We start from the raw sequence: 25,748 nt of genomic DNA, 5'->3' as shown, positions 1-25,748 counted from the left end.
GCGACCGGTTGCCGGCACAGGGGGGTGGTGGTCCGGAGCGGCGGGGGTTGCGAAGATGGGCCCATGACCATGTCCCACGGCGCCCGCCGGCCCACGATCGCCGACGTCGCGGCGGCGGCGTCGGTGTCGCGGACCACGGTGTCGCACGCGCTCAACGGCATCGGCAAGGTCGATCCGCGGACCCGGGAACGCATCAAGAAGATCGCCGCCGAGCTGGGATACCGGCCCAACCTCCGCGCCCAGCGGCTGCGCCGGGGCCAGGCCAAGGCCATCGCGCTCGCCTCCTCGATGCCGTTCGCGGTGGCCGGCGGCCCCGCGCGGCTCGGCTTCTACATGGAGGTGGCCGCAGCCGCGGCCGAGCGGGCCCTCGTCCACGGCTACGCCCTCGTGCTGATCCCGCCCGTGCGGTCCGGATCCGCGCTGTACTCCGTCGACATCGACGGCGCGATCGTGGTCGAGCCCGAGGCGGACGACGCGGCCGTGGCCCAACTGCGCGAGCGCGGACTGCCGTACGTCGCCCTCGGCCGGCCCACCGCCCCCGACGACGACGCCCCCTACGTGGACCTGCACGGCGCCGGCGTGGTCGACCTGCTCCTGGAGCATCTGCGCGACCAGGGCGCCCGCAGCCCGGCGCTCGTCATCGGCGCCGGCACCCGCCACGCCTCGGTCGACGCCCGCGCGGCCTACGAACGGGCCGCCGCCGCACACGGCTGGCCGCCGATCGTCGCCACCGCACCGGAGGACGGCGGCGAGGAGGCGGGGTACGACACCTGTGCCGCCCTGCTCGCCGAGCACCCCGGCATCGACGCGCTGTGCGTACTGGTGGACGCCTTCGCCGTCGGCGCCGTACGCGCACTGCGGGAGACGGGACGCCGTATCCCGGACGACGTCATGGTCGTCACCCGGTACGACGGGCTGCGCGCCCGCACCTGCGAACCGCCGCTCACCGCAGTCGACTTGGGGCTGGAGCGGGCCGCTGCCGACGCGGTGGAGCTGCTGCTCGCCCGGCTGGGGGCGCCTCCTGCCGCCGACCCGGCGGACCACGGGGACGAGGTGGCCGCCGCCGAACCCCGGCTCGTGCCGCGCGCCTCGTCCCTGCGCCGCCCGCCGCCCGGCGACCGCGCCTGACGGGACCGGGGGGCGGGGTATGTCACGCCCCCGCCATCAGCACCGCCCCCGACACGAGCGCGAAGACGAGCACCAAGGCGCGCATCTTCCTCGCGTCGACCCGCCGGTGCACGAGCCGGCTCAGCCAGGCTCCGGAGGCGAGCGCGGGAAGCAGCAGGAGCGCCCAGCCCATGTCCGCGGGACGGCCCCGCCCGGTGACGAACAGCAGGGCGAGGGAGGCGACTTCGCCCACCAGGAAGCAAGCGGCGACCGTCGCCCGCAGCTCGCCGGGCGGCCGGTGCTGGTAGACGAGCGCGAGGGGCGGGCCGCCCACACCGGTCGCCGTCTCGGTCAGCCCGGTGACGACACCGGCGCCCACATAGGCGCCGCGCCCCGGCGCGAACGACGGCACGACAAGGCTCACCACGGCCGCCAGGACCGTCGCCGCGCCGACGACCGCACCCAGCGCGCCCTGCGGGATCACCCACAACAGCGCCAGCCCCGCCGGAGTCGCCGCCAGCCGCGCCGCCGTGATCCATCGGGCACCGCACAGATCGAGACTGTGCCGCTCCCGCCAGGCGACGTACAGGTTGAGCGGGATCATCGCGGTCAGCACGAACACGGGCAGCAGCCCCGGATCGAGCAGGCCGGCGACCGGTGCGACGATCAGCGCGAACCCGAGACCACTTGCCCCCTGCACGAAAGCGGCCACCGCGACGGCCAACGCCAGCACGACCAGCGTCCCGCCGCTCATCGAGGCCCACCGGGACAGGGCATGGCCGGGGGCGGGGGCGGAGCCGGGGGCGTGGGCGGGTCCACGGTCCTGACCGTGAGACGGGCAGCCGGGGAGAGGCCCGGCGTCGCCCGTCGCCGACGTGCCGTCACCGACGTCGGGTGCGCCCGGGTCACCCCGGCGCGCTGTACCACGCGTGGGGCGAGTTCGGCGGCCCGCCGGACCAGCGCTGGTCCGTCCCAGTCCGGTGGCCAGCCGTGCCACAGGCGCAGCCGGCCCGCGACGAACACGGCGGTGAGCTGGTCCCGGTTGCCGCGCCGGACCAGCTCCCAGGGCAGGTCCCAGGACGGCTGCATCTCGGGCCCGCCGGTGTCCACGAGGAGGAAGTCCGCGGCGGCACCGGGCGCGATCCGGCCCGTGCGCGGGCCGAGGCCGACTGCGTCCGCGCCGCCCGCCGTGGCCCGCTCCCACCAGGTCCAGCCGGCGCCGCAGGAGGAATCGCCGCTGGCCAGGCCGTAGACGAGCCGCTGGGCGAACTCCGCCGCGTCCGCGAGCCGGAAGCCGTCCCCGCGTGTCCCGTCGGTGCCCAGCCCGAACCGGATGGCGCGTTCGGCGAAGGTGGTCGCGGGGGCGACGGCGTTGCCCTTCCAGGCGCTGGCGACGGGGTTGTAGCTCACCGCCGCGCCGCTGTCCGCGAGCAGCGTGACCTCGGCCGGAGTGAGCAGCGTCGCGTGGGCGGCCAGCAACTGCGGTCCCAGCGCGCCCACTTGGTGCAGATACTCCAGGGGGCGCAGTCCGTGCCGGACCAGGGAACGCTCGACGGCGACGAGGTGTTCGTTCACGTGGATCTGTACGACCGTGCCCGCCTCGGCGGCGAGCCGCGCCGTTGCCGCCAGCGTGTGCGCCGTCGCGGCCTCCGGCACGGACACCGCCAGCGCGGGACGGACCAGATCGGCACCGCCGTAGCGCGCCAGGTGCTGTGCGGCGGCGGTGAGCACGGCCCGCGGATTCGCGTCCCGAGATGTGCCGTCCGGGGCGTCGTCGCAGACGAGCCCCAGCACACAGCGGATCCCCGCGTCACGCGCGGCCGAGGCCACCACGTCCACGTCCACCGCGGCCCGGGTCCCCGACTCGGCGACCGTGGTGAAACCGCCCCGCAGTGACTCCAACGCGGCCAGTTTCGCGGCGACGTACGCCGACTCCTCGTCCAGCGCGCGCTCCAGCGGCAGCCACACCCGGCGGAAGATCTCCGACGGCTCCCCGAAGGCGAGGGCTCCGCCGAAGCTCTGCGTCAGATGATGGTGGGCGTCGATGAAACCGGGCATCAGCACATGCCCGGGCAGCCGGACCGGCGTCAGCGACGGGTCCGTGCGGACGATCCGCTCGACCGGGCCGACATCATGGAACACGCCGTCCCGCACCAGCACCGCATGCCGCTCCAGTGGGCCGTCGGGGGTCAGTGTCACGTCGGGGACCAGCAGCAACGTGTCGCCGCGGAGCCGGTCGGGGGTCAGGTCGGTCATGTTTCTCCGTTGATCGAGAGGGGCGGGGGGAGGTCAGGCACGGGCGGCCGGGCCCGGTGCCTCGGCCCGCACGGCGGCAGCGGTGTCCGTGGCTCGCCGCCCCAGGTGGTGGAAGACGACGTTGAGCCCGGCGGCGACGAAGGCGCCCACGGCCACCCCGCTCTCCAGCAGGATCCGCACGCCGGACGGGAAACCGGCGTACACACCCGGGACCAGGATCGGCAGCAGCCCGAGGGCGAGTGCGACCGCGCAGGTCACCGTGGCCGTGTGGTCCTCCAGCCGGGCCCGGCCGAGCATCTGCACCCCGAGCACGGTGATCACCGCGAAGACGACCATCGCGGCGCCCCCGACCACAGCCGGCGGCATCACGCTGATCGCCCGCGCGACCGGGGTCAGAAGGCCGAGGACGACGAGCACGACGCCCGCGGCGGCGGTCACGAACCGGCTGCGCACGCCGGTGACCCGGACGATGCCGATGTTCTCCCCGCTGGTCACCATCAACGGCAGCCCGAAGCAGCCGCCGAGCAGCGAGGTCAGGGCGTCCCCGCGCACGGTGCGGGGCACGTCGGAGCGGACGTCGATGTCCTTGCCGACCGCCTCCGCGTTGATGACGGTCTGCCCGGTCGCCTCCGCCAAGGACGCGAGGCTGTACAGCATCAGCGGCAGCGCGGCGAGCAGATCGAAGACGGGCGCACCGAACGGCAACGGCCGTGGCACACCCATCAGTTGGCCGGAGAGCGCGGCGCCCGGGTGGACCTGGCCGAGGGTGAAGGCGAGGGCGGTGCCGGCCACGAGGCCGAGCAGTACGGCGAGTTGCCGCAGCATCCCGCGCAGCAGTCGGGTGAAGACGACGATCAGGGCGATGGTGGCGAAGGCCGGCCCCAGCCGGGCCGGATCGGCGAAGCCCGGTGTGCCGGGCTGCCCGGTGACCAGCAGCGCGCCGACCTTCACCAGGTTGACCCCGACGATCACGATCATCGTGCCGATGACCAGCGGCGGGAAGAACCTCAACAGGCGTGCGAACAGCGGCAATACAAGCAACGTGAACGCGGCGGTGAGCAGCACCGCGCCGGTCGCCGTGCGCAGCCCGTGCTGCTGCGCGATGGACAGGAACAGGACGAGCGGCGCACCGCCCGGCAGCATCACGAACGGCAGCCGCGGACCGAACTTCCAGAGGCCGAGGGACTGCACGAGCGAGCCGATCCCGGACAGCAGCAGCGCTGCCGAGAGCAGATCGACGGTGAGGCCGGGGCTGAGTCGCAGGGTGGCGCTCATCAGGAAGATCGCGGAGATCGGCGTCGCCGCCATGACGAGGACGTGCTGTATGCCGAAGAGCAGGATCATCCCGAGGGGGCGGGATTCGTCGACAGGATGTACAGGACTGGACACGCGCGGGCTCCGTTCGGCTCGCTCGGCTCAGGCCTCGACGATCCGGCCGTGGACGGCGGCCACATCGATTCGGCCAAATCGATTTGGCCGACAGTATGGAGGCGTCGGCCGGGGGCCGGTCAAGGGGGCGGTCGGCATACGGAACTCCGCACCCCGCACGATCCGGCTCGGAGGCGGGGTCGTACGGGGCGCGACGGTGGTGGGGCGTGTACGATCCGGACGCCTCTGCCGGAGAGCCGGGAGTCAGGCGTTCTTGCGGGCCACGCCTCCGTAGAAGCCGATCTCGGCGGAGCCGGGCGCGGGCGCGCTGTCCGGGCGCCAGAACGGAACCTGGGCCAGGCCGGGCTCGACCAGGTCGAACCCGTCGAAGAACCGCTCGACCCGGTCGCGGGAGCGCAGGTTCATGGTGGCGGTCGCATTGTTGTAGACGGCCTCGGCCTCGCTGCGGTCGTCGGCGAAGTCGCCCGTCGCGTGCGAGAGCACCAGGAAGCTGCCGGCCGGGAGCGCGTCGCGCAGCGTGGCCACGATCCGCTCGGGCTCGTCCGCGTCACGGATGAAGTGGAGGATGGCGACGAGGAACAGGGCGACCGGCCGGCCGAAGTCGATGATCCCGCGGACCTCGGGATGATCGATGACGGACTGCGGATCACGCAGGTCGGCGAGGACGATGCTGGTCGTGCCGGCCCGGCTGAGCAGCGCGTCGGCGTGCGCCTTCACGATCGGGTCGTTGTCGACGTAGGCGACGCGCACCTCCGGAGCCAGTTCGTGGGCGACCTCGTGCACATTCGGCGAGGTGGGCAGACCGGTGCCGATGTCGAGGATCTGGCGGACCCCGCTGTCGACGACGTACCTGACCGCACGCTGCAGAAAGGCGCGGTTGGCCCGCACGGAGATCCACACCTCGGGCGCCACCTCGGCCAGTTGATCGCCCGCCCGCTGGTCCACCGCGTAGTTGTCCTTGCCGCCCAGGAGGTAGTCGTAGATCCGCGCGGGATGCGGCTTGCTGGTGTCGATGTGCACGGCCTGGCCGCCGTCCTGAGTCACACTGGGCTCCTCTCCCCTACCGTCACGGCCTTGGTCCCGTATACGGTTGGCCAAAGCTTCGCATATCAACTTCCGCGTCGGTGCAGACAGTTCCGCCGGCCGTGTGGAACACACCTGCTGATAGCCCTCCGGAGCCAGTCGTGCCACATCCGAGGCACCGTGCAGACCTTCCAGCTGCTGCCGTACCTGGTCGAGGGCACCCGGCGGGTCGCGATGATCGAGGAGCGGTCGGCCGGCCGTGCGGTCCGCTCCGCCGCCGTCCGCGTCCTGCCCTGCCGTGCCCCTTCGAGGCTGGATCGGTGCAGGAGGCCAGGTGGCGGCACGCGGTGCACACGCGCAGGACGGGAGGCTCGCGGTGCCGGGTCCGAGGACGTGGGACGCCGGACCGGAGTCCTGTGCTGCCGCACCAGCTGCCCGGCACCGTGGCTCGTCACCCGGCCGGACCGGCTCCGCTGGCCCGGGGGCGGTCGGCGTTGGAGGGTCTGAACGAGATCGGTGAGTCGAAAGCTTCGTCCGACCGGTCGCCAGTCGACCCTCCGTGTCTGTGACGAGGCGGGCCGACGCATCGGGGGCGGGGAACGGTTCAATCCATGCGCTCGGGTCCGTCCCCGCCCCTCCCCTCACCCACGGGCCGTCAGGATCGCCGGCGGCAGCCCAGGACCCCGGTACTCAGGACCCCGGCACTCAGTGTGCGCCGGGCGTGTCCGAGTCTCGTCTCGTGGGAGCTCGCCAGCCGCCGGAGACCTCCTTCGTCGGCTTGTGCGGGAAGCGGCGTTCGGCGTACCGCTGTGCCTCCGAACCAGGCAGGACGTAGAGGGTCTCGGTCTTGTCCTGGAGGGGGCGGAGAACCGTCTCGAGGTAGGCCTTGCGGTCGTCGAGGTAGGGACCGAGCACGTCCTCACCGGCCGGACAGACGGCGAGGCAGTAGCCGGACTTGTAACTGGGCTTGAAGGCGAGGCTCTGCCACATCGACGCGTTCTCCGGGTCGGTGACCCGGGTGCGGAAGTCGGCGGCGTCCTCGCTGTCGGCCACGGTCTGCACCCAGTCGGTGAACCCGCTCATGAACTCCCGGTAGTTGTGGGTCGTACAGGCCAGGGCGTCGAACGAGCCGTCCTTGCCGATGGCGCCCACCGGGCACGCGGCGACACACAACTTGCAGTCCACGCACGGGCTGTAGTCCAACTCCTGCCCGTACGCACTCACCGGCGCGTCCACCAGCACCGTGGCGAGCAGCACGAAGTTGCCGAACCGCGGGTGGATGACATTGCGGTGCAGGCCCATCACACCCAGCCCGGCGGCCACGGCGACCGTCTTGTGGGCCACCACCCAGATACGGCCCGGAAACCGCTCCATCTCCTGGGGAAAGCCCGCCGACGGGTTCAGCGCGTGATGACCGGCGTCCTCCAGCGCCCGCGTCACCGTACGGGCGGCTGCGTTGACCTGGTCGTCGGTCTGGTGGAACTCCTGGTTGGCCACGCTGCGCGCGGGCGAGCGCGTGTTGTCGCGGTTCATGCGGACCATCAGCGAGATCAGCGAGCGCGTTCCCGGCAGCGCGGCCAGGACGTGCTCGCGCTCCCCGGCGAGGTCGGGATGGTCGAGGCTCACCGCCGCCGCGTCGTCCGCGCCGGCCTCCAGACACAGTGCACGCAGCCGGTCCGCGTCGATCACCGGCGGCGGCGCGGGTCGGCGGCCGGACGAGCGCGCGGCCAGTACGGCCTGCACGGAGGGGTGGCCGGAGAGCTTCGCGGGCAGCTTCCGGCCTCCCGCCTCCTCGGCGGTTTCGTGCTCGCTCATCCTGCCCCTTCCAGCTAAGTTGGAATTTCCAACCCACTATGACGTCGGTCGGTCGTCCGGGCAAGGGTTGGTCGCGCGTGCCCTGTCGGTGCGCTTGAAGTTTGAAACCGATCGGTTTACGGTTGCTGGAAACCGATCGGTTTCCTCCTGGGAGATGGACATGACTTCGATCAAGGACTCTGTCGTACTGGTCACCGGCGGCAGCCGTGGCCTGGGCAAGGCGCTGGTGGAGGAGCTGTACACGCGCGGCGCCGCCAAGGTGTACGCGACGGCTCGCGACCCGCGCTCCGTGACCCACCCCGACGCCGTGCCGCTCGCCCTCGAGGTCACCGACCCGGCATCGGTCGAGGCCGCCGCGGCGCAGGCGCAGGACGTCACGATCCTGGTCAACAACGCGGGGATCTCCGTCGGCGCGACCTCCTTCCTCAAGGCCCCCGTCGACGACGTACGCCGCGAATTCGAGACCAACTTCTACGGACCGCTGCTGCTCACCCGCGCCTTCGTCCCGGTCATCGAGCGCAACGGCGGCGGACACCTCCTCAACGTCCACTCCGTGCTCTCCTGGCTCGGCGTCGCCGGCTCCTACAGCGCCACCAAAGCCGCGCTGTGGTCGCAGACCAACTCCCTGCGGCTCGAACTGCGGCCACGCGGCATCGCGGTCACCGGACTGCACGTCGGCTACATCGACACCGACATGGCCTCGAACGTCGACGCCCCCAAGTCCACCCCGCGGGACGTCGCTGCCCTCGCGCTGGACGGCGTCGAGTCCGGGGCGTACGAGGTGCTGGCGGACGACGTCACCCGGAACGTGAAGGCGGGCCTCTCCGGAGACCTGGCGGCGCTCTACCCCCAGCTGGCCGACTAGCGGTCCCCGACAGTTGACCGACTAGCGGTCCCCGACGGCTCGTCGCCTGGCCCAGGACCGGTCGTGGACGCGGGACCCGCCCTCACCCTCGTCCCCGTACGATCAAGATCAGGCTGACGAGAAGTCCCGTCGGCGCCGCGGACCCGTGCCGTGGCGCGCCCGGCGGGACCGTACGACGAGGGGAACCGAACGATGGAGTACGTCAAGCTCGGCTCGAGTGGCCTGGAGATCTCCCGGCTGGCGCTGGGCTGCATGAGCTACGGCGTTCCCGACCGCGGACCGCACCCGTGGACCCTGGACGAGGACGCCGCCCGCCCGCTCATCCGCGAGGCCCTGGAGGCGGGGATCACGTTCTTCGACACCGCCAACAGCTACTCCGCCGGCACCAGCGAGGAGATCGTCGGCAGGGTGCTGGGGGAGCTGGCCCAGCGCGAGGACGTCGTCATCGCCACCAAGGTCTACTTCGCCGTCGAGGACGGGGCGGCGCGCAGTGAGCGCCCCAACCGGTCGGGGCTGTCCCGCAAGGCGATCATGACCGAGATCGACCACAGCCTGCGCCGCCTCGGCACGGACTACGTCGACCTCTACCAGATCCACCGCTTCGACCCGTACACCCCGGTCGAGGAGACGATGGAGGCGCTGTACGACGTCGTCAGGGCGGGCAAGGCCCGCTACATCGGGGCGAGTTCGATGTACGCCTGGCAGTTCGCCAAGCTGCAGCACACCGCCGAGCTGCACGGCTGGACGAAGTTCGTCAGCATGCAGAACCACTACAACCTCCTCTATCGCGAGGAGGAGCGCGAGATGCTGCCGCTCTGTGCCGACCAGGGCGTCGGCGTGATTCCGTGGAGCCCGCTCGCCCGAGGCCGGCTCACCCGCGACTGGGACGCCGCCAGCGTGCGCAGCGAGACGGACAATTACGGCCGCACCCTGTACCAGCCGGACGACCGGCAGATCGTCGACGCCGTCGCCGCGATCGCCGAACGCCGTGGCGTTCCGCGGGCCCAAGTGGCCCTGGCCTGGGTCGCCTCCCGTCCGGGCGTCACCGCGCCCATCGTCGGTGCCACCAAGTCCCACCACATCCCGGACGCGCTCGCCGCGCTCGACCTCCGGCTCACCGACGACGAGGTCCGGGAGCTGCAGGAGCCGTACACGTCCAGGGGGATCAGCGGGCACTGAGGCCTGGCCGCCCGCCATGGCGTCAATCGGGCGGCACCCAGTATCACCCGGCGTCATCCGGCGCCGCTGAACGCCCGTCTGAACGCCCGTCTGGCCGTCCACTGGACAGACGGGCGTTCCCGTTCCTAGAGTTCTTGTCCAGTAATGGAAAATCAGTCCAATCGATCGGAACAGCCCGACCGGAACCGAGCGGAACGAAGGAAGGGGCGAGGAGACCGCCATGGCCGCCGCACTGCCCGTAACGTTCGACGACGTCCGTGCGGCCGCCGCACGCCTCGAAGGCGTCGCCCACCGCACCCCTGTCCTCACCTCGCGCACCCTGAACGCCCTTGTCGGCGCTGAGGTGTTCATCAAGTGCGAGAACTTCCAGCGCGCCGGCGCCTTCAAGTTCCGCGGCGCGTACAACGCGGCCGCCCAGCTCTCCCCGGAACGGCTGGCGAAGGGCATCGCGGCCTACTCCTCCGGCAACCACGCCCAGGCCGCCGCCCTCGCCGCCCGCGAACTCGGCACCACCGCCGTGATCCTGATGCCCGAAGACGCCCCGGCCCTCAAGCGGGAAGCCACCGCGGGTTATGGCGCCGAGATCGTCACGTACGACCGCTACACCGAGGACCGTACCGCGCTCGGCAAGGCCCTGGCCGAGGACCGCGGCCTGGTGCTCATCCCGCCCTACGACCACCCCCACGTCATCGCCGGGCAGGGCACCGCGGCACTCGAACTCCTCGCCGAGACCGGCCCGTTGGGCGCCCTGCTCGTACCCGTCGGAGGCGGCGGCCTGATCGCCGGCAGCGCCACCGCCGCCAAGGCCCTGCACCCCGGGATCCGGGTCATCGGTGTGGAGCCGGAAGAGGGGGACGACACCAAACGCTCGCTGGAGAGCGGTGTCCGGGTCACCGTGCCCGTGCCCCGGACCATCGCCGACGGCCAGGCCCTGTCCACGCCCGGCGAGATCCCCTTCGAGATCAACCGGCGCCTGGTCGACGCCATCGCCCTGGTCGGCGACGCGGAGATCGTCACCGCCATGCGGTTCGCCTTCGAACGGCTGAAGATCGTTCTCGAACCCAGCGGTGCCACGGGCCTCGCCGCTCTCCTGGCCGGCCACGTCGACAACCTCCCGCCGCGCATCGGCATCATCGCCTCCGGCGGCAATATCGGCACCCAACGGTTCAGCGAACTCATTGGTGAATGACGGGAGTTGCCGGATCGCACGAGCCAAGCCGTCCACAGGTGTGAGCAGTTGTCCGGAACCGCAGCGCAGGGTCGGCCGGACCTGGCGACACGCCGGCGCGGGCGCGTCATGGGGGCGGGGCATGATGAGTGAGTTCAGTGAGGCCTTCCTGCTGGCGGCGGAACGGCATGCCGCCTGGGGCGCCGCGCGGTTGGAGTCCCTGACCGGGTTCCTGCCCGAGGGGCCGTCGACCGCGGAGCTGTCGTCCTGCCGCCACCAGCAGGGGGAGCCGGTCCTGCGCGCGTAGCAGTGCTCGGCATACACGACATGGCCGAGTGGTCCTGGATGGGGGCTGGGCCAACCCCGGTCTGCGGGGCGCCGAGGTGGTGGCCAGGATCGCCGCGATCGAGCGGTACGGACGGGCCTGTGGCATCGCCGAACTGACCCAGGAGGTCCTGGACCTGTCCGGCTTCGCCGATTCGCGGCGCGCGGCCGAACTGCTCGCGTTCACCGGCAGAGGAGTGGCCGAGGCGCCCGGGTGCATCGGTGTGCCCGCGGGCGGCGACACCCAGGTCTCCTTCCTCCCCGACGACGCGCAGGTCCCGGGCCCCGAGCCGACCCGGTCACCCTGCCCCGGACCCTGCTCGCCGGAGCCGGGCTGATCGGTTACTCGGCCCGGCACGTCGTGGCCGGGTATATCGACCACCACGGCTTGCCCCAGCGCGGCGAGGCCGCCCGGATCGTCGCGGGCCTTCCGGGCGGAAGCGCGGTCGAGGCCGGCTTCGACACGGCCGGCCGGACAGCGGGGGTCGGGGTCAAGGTGCTGCCCTGACACCGGCCGTGCGGGTGCGAGCGGGGCGAAAAACCATGTGCGCCGCTTGGAGCGCGTCGGTTACCGTGACCGCATGTCCACGCCCCGAATTTCCTAGCTGAGGACCCGCTTCCACGCCAGAAGTGTGTCCTCTCGCTGTTTCGGAGCGTTACCCCATGATCGTCGCTCGCGATGTCGAACTGCGCGCCGGTGCGCGCCTTCTCCTGTCCGACACCTCCTTCACCGTCTCTCCCGGGGACCGCATCGGCCTCGTGGGCCGCAACGGTGCCGGAAAGACCACCCTGTTGACCGCGCTCGCCGGGCACTCCCGGCCCGCCGCCGGCACGATCACCCACACCGGTCCGGTCGGCTACCTCGACCAGGACTCCCGCGCCGCCGACCCTGCCATGACGGTCGCCGACCGGATCCTGTCCGCCCGCGGCCTCGACACCGCGCTGCGCGAACTGCGCACGGCCGAGGCGGCGATGGCCCAAGCCGCGGGCCAGACGGCTCTGGAGCGGGCGATGCACGCCTACGCCCGCGCGGACGCCGCCTTCCAGGTCGGCGGTGGCTACGCGGCCGAGGCCGAGGCCGCCCGGACGGCGGCCGGGGTCGGACTGCCCGAACGCGTCATGGGCGAGCCGGTGGGCGCCTTGTCCGGCGGCCAGAAGCGCCGCGTGGAGCTCGCCCGCATCCTGTTCGCCGGAACCTCCGGCACCCTGCTGCTGGACGAGCCCACCAACCACCTCGACGCGGACTCCGTCGTCTGGCTGCGCGGCTTCCTCCGGAGCCACCAGGGCGGACTGGTGGTCGTCAGCCACGACACCGCGCTCCTCGCCGACGTCGTCAACCGCGTCTTCCACCTGGACGCCGGCCGCGCCGCGATCGACGTCCACAACACCGGCTGGACCACGTACACGACCCGACGCGCGACGGAGGAGCGGCGCCGTACTCGGGAGCGGGCCGGGGTCGAGCGCAAGGCCGCCGCGCTGCACGCACAGGCGGACCGCATGAAGGCCCGCTCCGCCACCGCCACCATGGCCAGGAGCATGGCCCGCCGCGCCGACCGGATGCTGGCCGCGCTGGAACCCGCCGGGCGTGCGGAGAAGACCGCGCGGATCCGGCTGCCCGAGCCCGTACCGTGCGGGCGGACGCCGCTCGGCGCGATCAGCCTGGCCAAGTCCTACGGCGACCACCGGGTCCTCGACGGCGTGGACCTGGCGGTGGACCGGGGCAGCCGCATGGTCGTGCTCGGGCTCAACGGTGCCGGAAAGACCACCCTGTTGCGCATCCTCGCCGGCGCCGAACGGCCGGATGCCGGGCGCGTGGTGCACGGGCACGGACTGCGCCTCGGCTACTTCGCCCAGGAGCACGACACGCTCGACACCAGCCGTACGGTCCTGGAGAACCTGCGGGCCGCGGCGCCGCACCTGGAGACCGGTGAGGCGCGGCGGGTGCTGGGTGCGTTCCTGTTCGGCGGGGACGACGCGGACAAGCCCGCGGGTGTCCTGTCCGGCGGCGAGCGCACCCGGCTGGCGCTGGCCGGCCTGGTCCACTCCGGGGCAAATGTCCTGCTGCTGGACGAGCCGACCAACAACCTCGACCCGGTCTCCCGCGACGAGGTCCTGGCCGCGGTCGACTCGTACCCCGGCGCGATCGTGATGGTCACCCACGACGAGGGCGCCCTCGACGCCCTCCGCCCGGACCGCGTCCTGCTCCTGCCGGACGCGGCCGAGGACCTGTGGAGCGAGGACTATCGCGGCCTCGTGGCCCTCGCCTAGCGTGTGACCTGCGTGTTCGCGCTCAGAAGTGGGTGCCGCCGTCGATGCGGATCTCCGTGCCGGTGACGAACTTCCCGTCCGCCGAGGCGAGCATGGCGACGACCGATGCCACCGTCGCGGGGCCGGCGAAGCCCTGCCCGAGGGCCGGGGAGAGCTTGGCGAACAGCGTCATGTCGGCGTCGTCGGGCAGGCCCGGACCGGTGCTCTGTCCGCTGGCGCCGCTGCCGTCGGTCATCCCGGAGGAAATGGAGCCGGGCTGGACGGCGGTGAAGCGGATGCCCTGCTTCGCGTACTCGGCGGCGAGGGCGTGCGTCATCGACTGGATGCCGCCCTTGCTCGCCGCGTACGCCGCCATGTACGGGTGCGCGAACCGGGCCGACGTGGAGCTGAAGTTGACGACCGCCGCGTCCCGGCCGGCCAGCAGTGCCGGCAGGGACTCGCGGATGACGAGGAAGGTGCCGACGAGATTGACCTGCAGGATGCGGGTGAAGTCCGCGAGGCTCGTCTCGTGGGTGTGCGAGGAGCGCAGGATCCCGGCCGCGTTCACCAGCACGTCCAGACCGCCGAGCGCGGCGACGGCGGCGGCGACACCCTCGCGTACGGAGGTCTCGTCGGCGACGTCGACGACGACCGTGGTGAGCCGGCCGGCGTGCGCTCCGGCCTTCGCCACCGTGTCCTTCAGGCCGCGCTCGCTCACGTCCGCGGCCACGACGGTGCCGCCCTCGGCGAGGAGCCGCAGCACGGTCGCCTGGCCGATGCCCGAGCCGCCCCCGGTGATCAGCGCTCGACGGCCTTCGTAGCGGTTCATCTCTTCTCCTGCCCGCCCTGCCGCGGTGCGGCGGGGCCTTCACGACGGCGGGCCTCCTGCCTGCCGACGTCCCCGATCGCTTCACGTTACGCCTAAGTGGCATGTTTTGCCATTGCGGCATTGAGTGCCACCAGTGGTCGTCGGGCCGTACGCTTCTGGGGTGAGCACCAAGCCCGGGGTGAGCACCAAGCCGCCCTCCTCCTTGACCGAGCGCCGCAAGGCCGCCACCCAGCTCGAGATCGCGCACGCGGCGGCCGAGCTGTTCGCCACACAGGGACCGCACGCGACCACGGCCGAGGAGATCGCCCGGCACGCGGGCGTGGCGCTGCGCACCTTCTACCGCTACTTCCGCTCCAAGCAGGACGCGGTGAGCCCGCTGCTCGCCGACGGCGCCGACCGATGGCGAGCCCTGCTGGAGGCGGCGGAGCCGGGCACCGACCTTTCCCGGGCGCTGCAGACCGCGGTGGAGCAGTCTCTGGCGGCGCCGGACGAGGAGGCCGCACGAGCGCTGCTGCGGACCCGCGGACTGCTGCGGGCGGCGGCCGGCGATCCCGCCCTGCGCGCGGTCTGGTACCGCGTCAACCAGGAGTCCGAAGAGCGGCTCGTGCCGGTCGTCGCCCGCCTCGCGGACGGACGTCTCGAGGCGATGCAGGTCCGACTGGTCGCGGCGGCGGCCACGGACGCGATCCGGATCGCGCTGGAGACCTGGGCCGACACGGAAGCCGGAGTCACGGGCGAAGCCGCACCGGCGGCGCTGGCGATCGACTGCCTGCACCAACTCGTCGGCGGAATGGGTGCGTTGCGGCCCGGCGGGCCGGGCGGCGACAGCGAGAGTTAGCGCCGGCCGGGTCGTCGCCGGGCACGGTCCGTTGTCAGTGGTCGCCCTTACGGTTTGATCAGTGAGGACCTGCCGGAACGGCCGCGGGTCCGTCCTGGGGAGGGGTCTGCCATGGCCACGGCGTCCGCGGTGTCGACGACGTATCTGGAGCTGTCGCAGGAGGGCGGCGGCGCCCACAAGTTCTACGAAGTGACCGTCGACGGGCAGATGGTGACGGTGCGGTACGGCAGGATCGGCGCCCCCGGGCAGATCCAGACGACGACGTTCCCGACGGCCGAGAAGGCCGGCGCGGCCGCCGCGCGGAAGGTGGGGGAGAAGGTCCGCAAGGGCTACGCCCCCGCAGTCCAGGGGCAGCGTGCTCCGCGCCCGGTGACCCGGCGTCAGGTCAGCTCGGCCCCGTCCACCGCGCGAGCCGTGGCGCCCGTGCTGTGGCGGTTCCGCACCGGCTCCGCAGCGTTCGGCATCCATGTGGACGACGAGCACTGCTGGGTGGGCAATCAGGCGGGCGACGTCTACACCCTGGGCCACGACGGCGCCGTCCTCGCCCGCTTCAGCCTGCCGGACGGGGTGAAGTGCCTGGTCGCCGACGACTTCTGGATCTACGCGGGCTGTGACGACGGCAAGGTCTACGACCTCTCCTCCAAGCTGCCGTTCGCCGCGTACGACATCGCCGCCGACGTCGACATCTTCTGGCTGGACATCCACGAGGGCATCCTGAACGTCTCGGACCGCGACGGCCGGCTCACCGTCATCGACCACGAGGACGAACACCAGTGGGCCCGCCGCAGCCAGGGCGAGCACGCCTGGATGGTCCGCGCCGACGACCGGGCCGTCTACCACGGCCACCACCGGGGCGTCACCGCCTACGCACCCGACGGCGGCCGCGAGTTGTGGCACACGGCCACCAAGGGCAGCGTGCTCTTCGGCTGGCAGGAGGACGACGCCGTCTACGCGGGCACCGGGCACCGCGTGGTCCAGCGGCTGTCGAAGGCCACCGGCGCGATAGAGGCGACATACGCCTGCGACAGCGCGGTCTACTCGTGCGCCACCTCCCCGGGCGGCCGGTTCGTCTTCGCCGGCGACGCCGCGTCGTCCGTCTACTGCTTCGACCAGGACGGCACGCGTCTGTGGAAGCTCGGCACGGGCGGCGGCTCGGCGCTGTCGATGCAGTACCGCGACGAGCGGCTGTACCTGGTGACCACCGAGGGCTCGCTCGTCTGCGTCGACGCGAGCGAGACCGCCATCACCGCGGCCCAGCAGGGCACGGTACCGGTGGCACGGGACGTCAAGCTCGCCGCGGCCCTGCCCACTTACGCACCCGCCACCGCCGTGGCCGCGGTCTCCACCGTCGCCCAGGCCCCGGCCGGCGCCGTGGTGGTCGAGTGCGTCCAGGAGAGCGGCCGCCTTCGGGTGCACGTGGTGTCCGATGGCTACGACGCTTCCTGGAACGTCCAGTTCCCGCGTGCCATACGGGAGCCGGGCGCCCGCTACGTCGTGGACGCCCTGCACCCGGCGGCCGGCGGCTTCTACCGCGTCCGCGGGGACATCCGGCGCCTGCTCTGACGCTCCCTCCGTCCTGCGCCGCTCCGTCCCCGTCCGGCACTTGGGCCGCCCGGTCCGGCCGGTCGGCGCCCCGGGGCCGCACCGTCTTCGCCTCGGTGCGCATCGCCCGCGCGCCTCAAGCGGCGGGACGTGTGGAGGGGGACGTCCGCCTGCTGCGGCTCTGCCCGGCCGACTGCGTCGGGGACGTACCCCAGCCGCCTCCCTCGACGATTCCACGACGCGGAGGCGCTCATGTCACCCGGTCCGGCCGGTCGGCGGATCAGCCCCGGGTGGTTGCCGCCTCCACCAGCACCTCCCGTGCCACGGCGAGCACCTCCGCGCGGTCCTGCGGCACCAGCCCGATGCGGGTGCGCCGGTCCAGGAGGTCGGACTCGTCCAGGGCGCCCTCGTGCCGGACGGCCCAGAGCAGTTCGGCGCGGGTGATCGGGTGGCCCGGCAGAACCGGCTCGGCCAGGGCGGGGTTCTCGGTCGCGAGGGTGTGGACGGCCTCGGCCTCGATGCCGTAGCGGCGGATCAGGCGGCGCGGTGCCGACAGGCTGCGGAGCCGGCCGGGTGCGGCGGCGCCGATCAGGGGCAGCGCGGCGGTGGGGGACGGCGCGACGGGAAGGCCCCGGGCGGCGGTCGCGGCGTCCACGGCGTCCTGTGCCATCCGCCGGTAGGTGGTGAGCTTGCCGCCGACGATCGTCGTGATGCCGTCGGGGGACGTCAGCACCGCGTGCCGACGGGAGATGTCGGAGGTGCGGGCAGGCGCGCCGTCGCGACCGTCGTATCCGGACGTGTCCAGCAGGGGGCGCAGTCCGGCGAAGGCGCCGACGACCTCCTCCCGGGTCACCGGCGTGTCCAGGACCGATCCGAGCACGTCCAGGAGGAAACCGATGTCGGTCTCGGGCACGTCCGGGACGTCCGGGATCCCGCCCTCGACCGGCTCGTCGGTGAGGCCGACGTACACCCGCCCATCGCCCTGCGGCAGGACCAGGACGAAGCGGTTGGTCTCGCCGGGAATCGGGATGTGCAGACCGGCCGGCAGGGCGCCGAGCCGCTCTGAGCGCAGCACCAGATGGGTGCCGCGGGAGGGCCGGATCCGGATGCCCTCGACGAGGTCGCCCGCCCACACCCCGGCCGCGTTGATCACCGCGCGGGCCCTGATCTCGCCCTCCTCACCGGTGAGTTCGTCGCGGATCCGGGCGCCGGCGCCCGTGAGCTCCAGCACCCTGACCCGGGTGAGTATGCGCGCGCCCTGCGCGGCGGCCGTCCTCGCCAGGGCGGTGACCAGCCGGGCGTCGTCGGTCACCCTGCCGTCCCAGGACAGCAGTCCGCCGCGCAGCCCGGCCGCGCGCACCGCGGGCGCCAGGTGCCGCGCCTCCGTGGCCGTCAGCCGCCGGGGAGCGGGGAGCACCTGCCGGGGCGTCCGGGCGGCCAGCCGCAGCATGTCCCCGGCCCGGAATCCGGCCCAGGCCAGGGACGCCTGGGCCCTGGACACCAGCGGGGTCAGCGGCAGCACGAACGGCTGGGCGGCCACCAGGTGCGGGGCGGTCCGGGTCATCAGCACCCCGCGTTCGACCGCGCTCTCGTGCGCGACGTCGAACTGCGCGGAGGCCAGATAGCGCAGCCCGCCGTGGATGAGCTTCGAACTCCAGCGGGAGGTGCCGAAGGCCAGGTCGTGGGCGTCCACGGCGACGACGTCCAGCCCGCGGGCCGCCGCGTCCAGCGCGGCTCCGGCCCCGGTGGCGCCGAGCCCGACGACCAGGACGTCGGCAACCCTGCCGTCCGTGGCCTCGGCCAGTTCCCGGGTACGGCGGAGCGCGCTGAGGGACGAGCCGGGGTGGGCGCTGGTGTGACTCATGGCGTGAGGGTCCTCTCCAGGAGGGCGCGCAACTCGCCGAGGAAGGCGGCGGAGTCCAGCTCCGGATCGTCCTCGTCGGTCATCGTGCGCAGGGACAGGGTGAAGGACTGCACGGTCAACAGCACGGCGCGGGCCTGCCGTTCGACATGGCCCGGGTGCACCGACCCGTCGGCGTGGCCCGCGCGCAGCGCGTCGGCCAGCAGGGCCAGCAGCGCCTCCTGGCTCGCGCCGCGCCGGTCCAGCACATAGGGCAGCAGCAGTTCCGGATCGACGTCGACGATCTTGCGGAAGAGCGGGTGCGCCCGGAACGCCTCGACCCCCGCCACCAGTCCGTCCACGATCCGGGTGCGCGTGTCGACGCCGTCGGCGGGTTCGGGGATCGCGCGGGTGGCCACGTCGATCCACTCACGGGTCATCAGATCGCCCACCAGGGTCCGCAGGTCCGGCCAGCGCCGGTACAGCGTCATCCGGGAGACGCCGGCGCGGCGGGCCACGTCGGCGAGGGTGGTGCGGCGCACTCCGACGGCCAGCACACAGTCGCGTACCGCGTCGAGCACATGATCGTTGTCCGAACCGTTGTGACGAATAGGCGTCATGTGTCACAGTGTAACGCCCCGGGGGCCGGACCGGAGCAGCACACCGACGCCCCGGGCACGGCCGCCGGGCCGTCGCGCGAACCGAGCACACCGACCTGTGAGGACGACCGTTCAATGGACATGCTGTGGAACGGCTGGGGCGACCCGGCCAAGGCGGCACCGCTGCTCGACTCGGTGACCGGACTGCTGCGCGACCTGCTCGGCGTCAAGCCCCGCACCACTCCCTCCCTTTCCTTGGAGGACATCCGCCTGCCCGGCCCCACGGCCGGCCCCGCCGCGCTCCAGGCGCTCGCCGAGGCCGTCGGCGGCGACGAACACGTGCGCACCGACAGCGAGAGCCGCGTCCGCCACACCCGGGGCAAGTCCACCCCCGACCTGCTGCGCATCCGCGCCGGCGACTTCTCGGACGTCCCGCAGGCCGTGGTCCTGCCCGCCGCCCACGACGAGGTCCTCGCCGTCCTGCGCGCGTGCGCCGCGCACGGCCTCGCCGTCGTCCCCTTCGGCGGCGGCACGTCGGTCGTCGGCGGACTCGCCCCCGAGCGTGGCGCGTTCATCGCCCTGGACCTGCGCCGCATGAACGGCCTGCTCCACCTGGACCCCGTCTCGCGCACCGCGGTCCTGCAGCCCGGCCTGCGCGCTCCCGAGGCCGAAGCCCTGCTCGCCGAACACGGCTTCACTCTCGGGCACTTCCCGCAGTCCTTCGAGTGGGCCACCATCGGTGGTTTCGCCGCCGCCCGCTCCAGCGGCCAGGCGTCCGCCGGGTACGGGCGCTTCGACGAGATGGTCCTCGCACTGACCCTCGCCACTCCCGAGGGCACGGTCGAGACCGGCCGTGCCCCGCGCTCCGCCGCCGGACCCGACCTGCGTCAGCTGATCCTCGGATCGGAGGGCGCCTTCGGCGTCATCACCTCCGTCACCGTACGGATCCGCCCGCTGCCGCAAGTGCGCGTCTACGAGGGCTGGCGGTTCGCGTCGTTCGAGGAAGGCGCCGCGGCCCTGCGCCGGCTCGCCCAGGACGGACCCCGGCCGACCGTGCTGCGGCTGTCCGACGAGACCGAGACGCTCATCGGCCTGGCCCAGCCCGACGCCATCGGCGGCGACCTGTCCCAGGGCGGAGCGGGCTGCCTGGCCATCACCGGCTACGAGGGCACGCCCGAGGACACCGCACAGCGCCGGGAGCAGGCGGCCGCCGTCCTCACCGCCTGCGGCGGCACCCTCGTCGGGGCGGAACCGGGCGAACGCTGGGCCCACGGCCGCTTTTCGGCGCCGTACCTGCGTGACGCGCTGCTCGACGTCGGCGCCTTCGCCGAGACCCTGGAGACCGCCGCCTTCTGGTCCCGCATCCCCGACCTCTACACGGCCGTGCGCACCGCACTCACCGACACCCTCACCGAGGCCGGCACCCCGCCCCTGGTGATGTGCCACATCTCCCACGTCTACGAGAACGGCGCCTCGCTGTACTTCACCGTCGTCAGCGCCCAGGGCGAGGACCCGGTGGCCCACTGGACGCCCGCCAAGCACGCGGCCAACGAAGCCGTCCTGGCGGCCGGCGGCACCATCTCCCACCACCACGGCGTCGGCACCGACCACCGAGACTGGTATGTGCGCGAGGCCGGACCGCTCGGCATCGCGGCCCTGCGTGCCGTGAAGCGCACTCTGGACCCCGAGAGCCTGCTCAACCCCGGCGTCCTGCTCCCCACCGACTGACCACGTACGACACCGGCTGACCACGTACGACCGACCTGCCACGTACGACCGACCCACCGATCCGCCTGCTTCGGAGGCACACCGATGCGACAGTTCACCGCCGTCGTCAACCCCACCGCGGGCGGCTCCACCGGGGCGGCGACACTGCTGCAGCTGGCCCGGCTGCTCCGCGAGGCCGGGGCCGAGCTGGAGACGGAGTACAGCCACAGTCTCGCCCACGCCCAGGACATCGCCCGACGCGCCGGCGAGCGCGGCCGGATCGTCCTGGCCGTCGGCGGCGACGGCATCGCCGGCGGCATCGGCGGGGCACTGAGCGGCACCGGTACCGTCCTCGGCCTGGTCCCGGCCGGACGCGGCAACGACTTCGCCCGCGCCCTGAAGCTGCCCGCCGACCCCGCCGCACTCGCCGGCATCCTGCTGCACGCGGAGCCACGGCCGGTCGACACCATCGAGGTGGAGTCGGCCCTCCACCCGCGCACCGTGGTCCTGGGCAGCGTCTACGCCGGCGTGGACGCGGTGGCCAACCGGCACGCCAACCACGCCCGGCTGCTGCGCGGCGCCGCCTCCTACTACGCGGGCGGTCTGCGCGCCGTCACCACCTGGCGCGCGACCGACTACCGCGTCACCGTCGACGGCGAGGAGCACACCCACCGCGGCTACACGGTCGTCGCCGCCAACTCCCCGTACTACGGCTCCGGCCGGCTCATCGCCCCCGACGCGCGCGTCGACGACGGACTGCTGGACGTGGTGATGATCCGCGAGGCCCCGCGCAGACTCTTCTTCGTCCTCATGAACGAGCTGAAGACGGGCGCCCACGTCCACCGCCCCGAGGTGCGGGTCCTGCGCGGCCGGGAACTGCGCATCGAGGCCGCCCGACCCGTCCCCTACGGCGCCGACGGCGAGGTCGACGCCACCCTCCCGGTCACCGTGCGGGTACGACCCGGCGACCTGCCGATGCTGTACTGACCGCCGGTTCCGCCGCCACGGCACGGGAATCCCCGGCACGGACCGAGAAGTGACACGGCGTCGGTGCAGGACCGGCCGGCCCTGGGTATGGGCAGGAGGACCCGGCCGAGCGCGCAGGGGGAGGGGTTGGTCTGTCATGGCGCTGGAGCCCGCCGAGGGCGTGGTGCAGGCGGTCGTCCTGTACGACGGACGGCTGCTGCTGGTGGACGCCGGTGACGGCTGGGCGCTGCCGTCCGGCACTCCCCAACCGGCCGAGCCGGCCGAGGCCACCGCGGCCCGTGTCGTCTACGAACTCACCGGATACCTCGTCGACGGCACCGAAAGCCTCGACCCGCACGACGGCGCACGGGCGGACGAGACATCGGCCGTGGTGTGCCAGCTGCTGAGCGAGTCCCCGTCGGACGGCGCCGCCCTCGCGCGGGAACAGGTGCGCTGGGCACCGAGCCCCGAGGCCGCCGATGCCGCTCTCCCGGCAGTCGTACGCGACTATCTCCGCGGCCACACGCCCTCCTGAGACCTGCCGTTCCCGCAGGTCAGCTTTCCGTCGCCGGGTCCGGCAGGCGCGCGAGGAACCGCTCCCGGTCGACGATCGCCCGCTCGATCTCACCCGTCGCGACCAGTCGGCCCGAGCCGTCGACGGCCCGCACCACGAACGTGACCCGGCCGTCCGCCGTGGCGGCGGCCGGTTCGGCGCTCACCTCCACCCGGCCGCCGACCGGCGTAGCCCGCACATGCCGGACCCGCACCTCGGTGCCGACGCTGGTCTGCCCGGACTCGGTGAAGCGGGCGGCGGCCCGCACGGTCGCCGCCTCCAGCCACGCGATCAGCCGCGGGGTGGCGAGAACGGGCACGTCACCGCTTCCCACCGCCAACGCGGTGTCGGCATCCGTCACCTCATGGCGCATGCCCTCACGCTAACGCCGGCGCACCCGGCCCGCCGGACGACGCCGTCGCGGGTTGGAGGTGGCGGCGCAGCAGCCGTTCGGTCCGCCCTCGGCCGGCCGAGGTGGCTCATAGGGGTCGGCGGCCGCCCGCGTCGCCCAGGAGACCGCCCTGTCCGTATCGCCCTCGTCCGCGAGCACCGGCGGCCGGCCATGGATCCCGGAGCATCACCGGCTGGGCAGCCGCATCACGTCGACGGCGGCACCGGCCGGCACGCCGCCCGGCGGGACCACCGCGAGCGCGTCCGCCAGGGCCAGGCCGCGCAGCATCGCCGGACCGTCGAACGGCAGCGGTGTCACCTGCTGCCCCGCCGTGAACACCGGCAGCAGCCGGGTGTCGCGCGGATGTCCCGGCAGCGCCGAGCCGGCCGTCAGCCGGAAGGGCTCGGCTGCGCAGTGCCCGCCGAGGTGCCTCAGCAGCGGCTCGGCCAGGGTGACCATGCCGGCCACCGCGGCGAGCGGATTCCCGGGCAGCCCGACCAGCCGGCGCCTCCGGCCGTCGGCGCTGGCCGGCAGCTCGGCGAGCAGCATGGGGTGACCGGGACGTACGGCCACGGAATCCACCAGCAGCCGGGCGCCCACCGCCCGGAGCGTGTCGTGCAGGAAATCCACCGGCCCGGCGGCGGTGCTCCCGGTGGTGACCACGACATCGGCGGGCGAACGGTGCACGGCCTCCCGGAGCGCGGCGAGGTCGTCGGCGATCAGTTGATGGCCGATCAGCTCGGCGCCGCAGGCCTGCAGCCACGGCGGCAGCAGTGGCCCGAGCGCGTCACGGACCCGACCGCCGCGCGGCACCCCCTGGGCGAGCAACTCGTCGCCGAGGACGAGCAGTTCCACGCTCGGACGGTGGTGCACCGTCAGCCGGTCGTACCCGGCCGCCGCAGCCAGGCCCAGCACCCGCTCGGTCACGGTGGTGCCGGCCGGCAGCAGCGGTTCGCCGGAGCGGCACTCCTGGCCGCGCGGCCGGATGTCCTGCCCTTCGGGCACCGGCGCGGGAGAGCGGTCGTAGAGGATGGCACGCTCGGTGTCCGCCGCACCGTGCTCGCGCCGCAGTACGGCGGTCGCGCCCTCCGGCACCGGGGCGCCGGTGGCGATGGGGACGGCCGAGTCCCATCCGAGCGGTTCGGGCTCCTGGCCGGCCAGGACGCCGGCGCCGGCGAGCCGCCAGGGGCCCGGTCCGGCCACAGCCCAGCCGTCCATCGCGGCCGTCGCGAACGCCGGCAGATCGGTGAGGGCCACGAGCGGTTCGGCCAGCGCGTGCCCCAACGCGTCGGTGAGGGTGCGGGGGACCGCGGGAAGCGGCTGCCCCGCGCAGGACCGGGCGATCGAGCGGGCACGTTCCCAGGCCCGGGCGGGCCGGAGCGAGCCGGGCTCGGTCTGCGGTTCGTGCGGTGCCGTGCCGTCGGCCGTCCGGGATGCCGTCATGCCGGTCATCGTTGAACAGGCGTCCGAGGAAGTCAAAGAGGCCCGGATTGTTCGCCGATAGGTGCCGCTTATCGATAACCCGCGCTTATCACGTCATCGAAATCACCTCTTGGACTTGTTTCAGGAAAGCGGCGGATGCTGCCGTGCGGTGCGCGGCGCGGAACGCGGCACAACGCGCGCACGCCTGTCCACCGCGTGCCCGCATGACAACGGAAAGAGGCGGACCGGATCATGAGCGGTATCGAGGACCCCGGCGACGATCTGTCGGTCACCTCGCCCAAGCGCTGGGCCACCGGTGTGCCGGCGGTGACCCACGCACTGGAGTACTCGCTGGGCCGGACGACCGTACGACGCACCGCGCTGACCCTGCTGAACATCAACCAGGTCAAGGGATTCGACTGCCCGGGATGCGCCTGGCCGGAGCCCGCGCCGGGCAAGCGGCACCGCAATGAATACTGCGAGAACGGCGCCAAGCACATCAGCGACGAAGCCACCTCGCGCCGGATCACCGCCGAATTCTTCCGCCGTCACTCGATCGCGGAACTGGGCGAGAAGTCGGACTATTGGCTCAATCAGCAGGGCCGGCTCACCGAGCCCGTGATCAAGCGGCCCGGTGCCGCACACTACGAACCGATCGGCTGGGACGAGGCGTTCGACGTGCTCGCCGGGGAACTGCGCCGGCTGGACTCCCCGGACGAGGCCCTCTTCTACACCTCAGGACGGCTGAACAACGAGGCCGCCTTCCTGCTGCAGCTCTTCGCCCGCGCCTACGGCACCAACAGCCTCCCGGACTGCTCCAACCTGTGCCACGAGTCGAGCGGTTCCGCGCTGACGGAGACCCTGGGCATCGGCAAAGGCAGCGTCGGTCTGGACGACATCCACACCGCGGACCTCGTCCTCGTCGTAGGACAGAACCCCGGCACCGGTCTGCGGAGACACCGCCCTCATCCTGCCCACCCTCGGCCGCAGCGACCGTGACATCCGGGAGGAGTTCGAGGCGGACTACGACACCGTCCGTGACCGTATCGCCCGGGTCGTACCGGGCTTCGCGGACTTCAACGCCCGGGTGGCCGCGCCCGGCGGCTTCCGGCTGCCCAACCCGGTCAACCAGCGTGTCTTCCGCACCCCGAGCGGCCGGGCCGTCTTCACCGTCAACGCGTTCACGATGCCGCACATCCCCGAGGGCCGTCTGCTGCTGCAGACGCTGCGCTTGCACGACCAGTGGACCACCGTGCCGTATGCGATGAACGACCGATACCGCGGCATCTACAACGCCCGCCGGGTGGTGCTCGTCCACCCCGCCGACCTGGCCGCCCTCGGGCTCGCCGACCGCGACCGGGTCGACCTGATCATGGTCTGGCGCGACGGGCTGGAACGCCGGGCGGAGGACTTCCGCGTCGTCGCGTATCCCACCAGCCGCGGCTCTGCGGCCTCCTCCTACCCCGAGACCAACGTCCTGGTGCCCCTGGACAGCGTCGCCGACATGAGCAACACGCCCACGTCCGAAAGCGTGCTGGTCCGCCTGGAGCCCACGCGGACCGAGGCCACCCGATCCACCCGATTCACCTGAGACACCTGTGAGGCCTGAGACATCTGACACCGCGGCTGCGGCCGGTGGTGGACCGACCGGTGCGGTCGGAGGAGGGCGGGACCCGCGGAGCCATGTC

22 protein-coding genes and 1 pseudogene are annotated in these 25,748 nt (G+C 72.9%); 13 read left to right on the top strand and 10 right to left on the bottom strand.

From position 1 onward, the window contains the following. Nucleotides 1-63: 63 nt before the first annotated feature. On the top strand, nt 64-1,128 hold the full coding sequence (locus tag AB5L52_RS02520; RefSeq protein ID WP_369362476.1) for a substrate-binding domain-containing protein: 1,065 nt from the start codon (nt 64-66) through the stop codon (nt 1,126-1,128). A 22-nt stretch (nt 1,129-1,150) separates the two neighbouring features. Here the strand turns inward: AB5L52_RS02520 and AB5L52_RS02515 are convergent, their stop codons facing one another. The 5 genes from AB5L52_RS02515 to AB5L52_RS02495 form a co-directional block, all read right to left on the bottom strand. Further along, nucleotides 1,151-1,861 carry a sulfite exporter TauE/SafE family protein gene (locus tag AB5L52_RS02515; protein WP_369362475.1) on the bottom strand — a complete coding sequence of 237 codons (711 nt, stop codon included), beginning with the start codon at nt 1,859-1,861 and terminating at the stop codon, nt 1,151-1,153. After that, nucleotides 1,858-3,363, bottom strand: coding sequence for an amidohydrolase family protein (locus tag AB5L52_RS02510; RefSeq protein ID WP_369362473.1), 1,506 nt, complete (start codon nt 3,361-3,363; stop codon nt 1,858-1,860). The genes AB5L52_RS02515 and AB5L52_RS02510 overlap by 4 nt, the downstream gene beginning before the upstream one ends. A 33-nt stretch (nt 3,364-3,396) precedes the next feature. Further along, nucleotides 3,397-4,707: a uracil-xanthine permease family protein gene (locus AB5L52_RS02505; protein ID WP_369368795.1), complete on the bottom strand. Its 1,311-nt coding sequence runs from the start codon at nt 4,705-4,707 to the stop codon at nt 3,397-3,399. Between the two features lie 288 nt (nt 4,708-4,995). After that, nucleotides 4,996-5,796 (bottom strand): SAM-dependent methyltransferase, encoded by an 801-nt coding sequence (locus AB5L52_RS02500; protein ID WP_369362472.1) that lies wholly within the window; start codon nt 5,794-5,796, stop codon nt 4,996-4,998. 684 nt (nt 5,797-6,480) lie between these two features. After that, a complete protein-coding gene (locus AB5L52_RS02495) occupies nt 6,481-7,590 on the bottom strand; it encodes a 4Fe-4S binding protein (protein ID WP_369362471.1) in 1,110 nt (369 codons plus the stop codon). A 160-nt stretch (nt 7,591-7,750) separates the two neighbouring features. Between AB5L52_RS02495 and AB5L52_RS02490 the strand changes: the two genes are divergently transcribed. From AB5L52_RS02490 to AB5L52_RS02465, 6 genes are all read left to right on the top strand, one after another. Next, the gene (locus tag AB5L52_RS02490) at nt 7,751-8,455 is read left to right on the top strand and encodes an SDR family oxidoreductase (RefSeq protein WP_369362470.1); all 705 of its coding nucleotides are present in this window, start codon (nt 7,751-7,753) and stop codon (nt 8,453-8,455) included. Nucleotides 8,456-8,647: 192 nt separating this feature from the next. Then, entirely contained in the window at nt 8,648-9,634 is a 987-nt protein-coding gene (locus AB5L52_RS02485; protein WP_351575477.1) for an aldo/keto reductase, read from the top strand. A gap of 220 nt (nt 9,635-9,854) precedes the next feature. Further along, the gene (locus AB5L52_RS02480; RefSeq protein ID WP_369362469.1) at nt 9,855-10,823 is read left to right on the top strand and encodes a pyridoxal-phosphate dependent enzyme; all 969 of its coding nucleotides are present in this window, start codon (nt 9,855-9,857) and stop codon (nt 10,821-10,823) included. 124 nt (nt 10,824-10,947) lie between these two features. Beyond that, nucleotides 10,948-11,109, top strand: a complete 162-nt coding sequence (locus tag AB5L52_RS02475) for a hypothetical protein (RefSeq protein WP_369362468.1) — start codon at nt 10,948-10,950, stop codon at nt 11,107-11,109. A 28-nt stretch (nt 11,110-11,137) separates the two neighbouring features. Further along, nucleotides 11,138-11,464 carry a DUF6882 domain-containing protein gene (locus AB5L52_RS02470; protein ID WP_369362467.1) on the top strand — a complete coding sequence of 109 codons (327 nt, stop codon included), beginning with the start codon at nt 11,138-11,140 and terminating at the stop codon, nt 11,462-11,464. Nucleotides 11,465-11,789: 325 nt separating this feature from the next. Beyond that, a complete protein-coding gene (locus AB5L52_RS02465) occupies nt 11,790-13,394 on the top strand; it encodes an ABC-F family ATP-binding cassette domain-containing protein (RefSeq protein ID WP_369362466.1) in 1,605 nt (534 codons plus the stop codon). Nucleotides 13,395-13,416: 22 nt separating this feature from the next. On the opposite strand, the gene AB5L52_RS02460 is transcribed toward AB5L52_RS02465, so the two are convergent. Next, nucleotides 13,417-14,202 carry an SDR family NAD(P)-dependent oxidoreductase gene (locus tag AB5L52_RS02460; protein ID WP_369362465.1) on the bottom strand — a complete coding sequence of 262 codons (786 nt, stop codon included), beginning with the start codon at nt 14,200-14,202 and terminating at the stop codon, nt 13,417-13,419. A gap of 160 nt (nt 14,203-14,362) precedes the next feature. On the opposite strand from AB5L52_RS02460, the gene AB5L52_RS02455 reads away from it, so the two are divergent. Both AB5L52_RS02455 and AB5L52_RS02450 read left to right on the top strand, forming a co-directional pair. Further along, entirely contained in the window at nt 14,363-15,040 is a 678-nt protein-coding gene (locus AB5L52_RS02455) for a TetR family transcriptional regulator (RefSeq protein WP_351575497.1), read from the top strand. A 111-nt stretch (nt 15,041-15,151) separates the two neighbouring features. Continuing rightward, the gene (locus tag AB5L52_RS02450) at nt 15,152-16,603 is read left to right on the top strand and encodes a WGR domain-containing protein (protein WP_369362463.1); all 1,452 of its coding nucleotides are present in this window, start codon (nt 15,152-15,154) and stop codon (nt 16,601-16,603) included. Between the two features lie 259 nt (nt 16,604-16,862). On the opposite strand, the gene AB5L52_RS02445 is transcribed toward AB5L52_RS02450, so the two are convergent. Then, nucleotides 16,863-18,446, bottom strand: a complete 1,584-nt coding sequence (locus AB5L52_RS02445) for a glycerol-3-phosphate dehydrogenase/oxidase (RefSeq protein WP_369362462.1) — start codon at nt 18,444-18,446, stop codon at nt 16,863-16,865. Beyond that, nucleotides 18,443-19,042: a TetR/AcrR family transcriptional regulator gene (locus AB5L52_RS02440; RefSeq protein WP_351575503.1), complete on the bottom strand. Its 600-nt coding sequence runs from the start codon at nt 19,040-19,042 to the stop codon at nt 18,443-18,445. The genes AB5L52_RS02445 and AB5L52_RS02440 overlap by 4 nt, the downstream gene beginning before the upstream one ends. A gap of 114 nt (nt 19,043-19,156) precedes the next feature. Between AB5L52_RS02440 and AB5L52_RS02435 the strand changes: the two genes are divergently transcribed. The 3 genes from AB5L52_RS02435 to AB5L52_RS02425 all read left to right on the top strand — a co-directional run bounded on the left by AB5L52_RS02435 (nt 19,157) and on the right by AB5L52_RS02425 (nt 22,229). Beyond that, a complete protein-coding gene (locus tag AB5L52_RS02435) occupies nt 19,157-20,749 on the top strand; it encodes an FAD-binding oxidoreductase (protein WP_369362461.1) in 1,593 nt (530 codons plus the stop codon). Between the two features lie 84 nt (nt 20,750-20,833). Then, nucleotides 20,834-21,715 carry a diacylglycerol kinase family protein gene (locus AB5L52_RS02430; protein WP_369362459.1) on the top strand — a complete coding sequence of 294 codons (882 nt, stop codon included), beginning with the start codon at nt 20,834-20,836 and terminating at the stop codon, nt 21,713-21,715. Nucleotides 21,716-21,851: 136 nt separating this feature from the next. Next, nucleotides 21,852-22,229: an NUDIX domain-containing protein gene (locus tag AB5L52_RS02425; RefSeq protein WP_351575511.1), complete on the top strand. Its 378-nt coding sequence runs from the start codon at nt 21,852-21,854 to the stop codon at nt 22,227-22,229. A 19-nt stretch (nt 22,230-22,248) separates the two neighbouring features. Here AB5L52_RS02425 and AB5L52_RS02420 read toward each other — a convergent pair whose 3' ends face one another. Next, complete coding sequence (locus tag AB5L52_RS02420; protein ID WP_369362458.1) at nt 22,249-22,620, bottom strand: thioesterase family protein; 372 nt, start codon at nt 22,618-22,620, stop codon at nt 22,249-22,251. A gap of 204 nt (nt 22,621-22,824) precedes the next feature. Next, nucleotides 22,825-24,081 carry a molybdopterin molybdotransferase MoeA gene (locus AB5L52_RS02415; protein ID WP_369362457.1) on the bottom strand — a complete coding sequence of 419 codons (1,257 nt, stop codon included), beginning with the start codon at nt 24,079-24,081 and terminating at the stop codon, nt 22,825-22,827. A 231-nt stretch (nt 24,082-24,312) separates the two neighbouring features. On the opposite strand from AB5L52_RS02415, the pseudogene AB5L52_RS02410 reads away from it, so the two are divergent. Continuing rightward, nucleotides 24,313-25,651: pseudogene (locus AB5L52_RS02410) on the top strand (molybdopterin-dependent oxidoreductase). Nucleotides 25,652-25,748 lie beyond the last annotated feature (97 nt).

It is taken from the genome of Streptomyces sp. CG4 (assembly GCF_041080655.1).
Lineage (GTDB): Bacteria > Actinomycetota > Actinomycetes > Streptomycetales > Streptomycetaceae > Streptomyces.
The sequence above is the reverse complement of the archived record's forward strand: the minus strand, read 5'-3'. Positions and strand labels throughout refer to the sequence as shown.

Excerpts from the sequence above, each read along its gene's own strand:
- AB5L52_RS02520 (WP_369362476.1), top strand. The coding sequence starts at position 64 with ATGACCATGTCCCACGGCGCCCGCCGGCCCACGATCGCCGACGTCGCG.
- AB5L52_RS02515 (WP_369362475.1), bottom strand. The coding sequence starts at position 1,861 with ATGAGCGGCGGGACGCTGGTCGTGCTGGCGTTGGCCGTCGCGGTGGCC.
- AB5L52_RS02510 (WP_369362473.1), bottom strand. The coding sequence starts at position 3,363 with ATGACCGACCTGACCCCCGACCGGCTCCGCGGCGACACGTTGCTGCTG.
- AB5L52_RS02505 (WP_369368795.1), bottom strand. The coding sequence starts at position 4,707 with ATGATCCTGCTCTTCGGCATACAGCACGTCCTCGTCATGGCGGCGACG.
- AB5L52_RS02495 (WP_369362471.1), bottom strand. The coding sequence starts at position 7,590 with ATGAGCGAGCACGAAACCGCCGAGGAGGCGGGAGGCCGGAAGCTGCCC.
- AB5L52_RS02490 (WP_369362470.1), top strand. The coding sequence starts at position 7,751 with ATGACTTCGATCAAGGACTCTGTCGTACTGGTCACCGGCGGCAGCCGT.
- AB5L52_RS02485 (WP_351575477.1), top strand. The coding sequence starts at position 8,648 with ATGGAGTACGTCAAGCTCGGCTCGAGTGGCCTGGAGATCTCCCGGCTG.
- AB5L52_RS02480 (WP_369362469.1), top strand. The coding sequence starts at position 9,855 with ATGGCCGCCGCACTGCCCGTAACGTTCGACGACGTCCGTGCGGCCGCC.
- AB5L52_RS02475 (WP_369362468.1), top strand. The coding sequence starts at position 10,948 with ATGAGTGAGTTCAGTGAGGCCTTCCTGCTGGCGGCGGAACGGCATGCC.
- AB5L52_RS02465 (WP_369362466.1), top strand. The coding sequence starts at position 11,790 with ATGATCGTCGCTCGCGATGTCGAACTGCGCGCCGGTGCGCGCCTTCTC.
- AB5L52_RS02460 (WP_369362465.1), bottom strand. The coding sequence starts at position 14,202 with ATGAACCGCTACGAAGGCCGTCGAGCGCTGATCACCGGGGGCGGCTCG.
- AB5L52_RS02450 (WP_369362463.1), top strand. The coding sequence starts at position 15,152 with ATGGCCACGGCGTCCGCGGTGTCGACGACGTATCTGGAGCTGTCGCAG.
- AB5L52_RS02445 (WP_369362462.1), bottom strand. The coding sequence starts at position 18,446 with ATGAGTCACACCAGCGCCCACCCCGGCTCGTCCCTCAGCGCGCTCCGC.
- AB5L52_RS02440 (WP_351575503.1), bottom strand. The coding sequence starts at position 19,042 with ATGACGCCTATTCGTCACAACGGTTCGGACAACGATCATGTGCTCGAC.
- AB5L52_RS02435 (WP_369362461.1), top strand. The coding sequence starts at position 19,157 with ATGGACATGCTGTGGAACGGCTGGGGCGACCCGGCCAAGGCGGCACCG.
- AB5L52_RS02430 (WP_369362459.1), top strand. The coding sequence starts at position 20,834 with ATGCGACAGTTCACCGCCGTCGTCAACCCCACCGCGGGCGGCTCCACC.
- AB5L52_RS02425 (WP_351575511.1), top strand. The coding sequence starts at position 21,852 with ATGGCGCTGGAGCCCGCCGAGGGCGTGGTGCAGGCGGTCGTCCTGTAC.
- AB5L52_RS02420 (WP_369362458.1), bottom strand. The coding sequence starts at position 22,620 with ATGCGCCATGAGGTGACGGATGCCGACACCGCGTTGGCGGTGGGAAGC.
- AB5L52_RS02415 (WP_369362457.1), bottom strand. The coding sequence starts at position 24,081 with ATGACGGCATCCCGGACGGCCGACGGCACGGCACCGCACGAACCGCAG.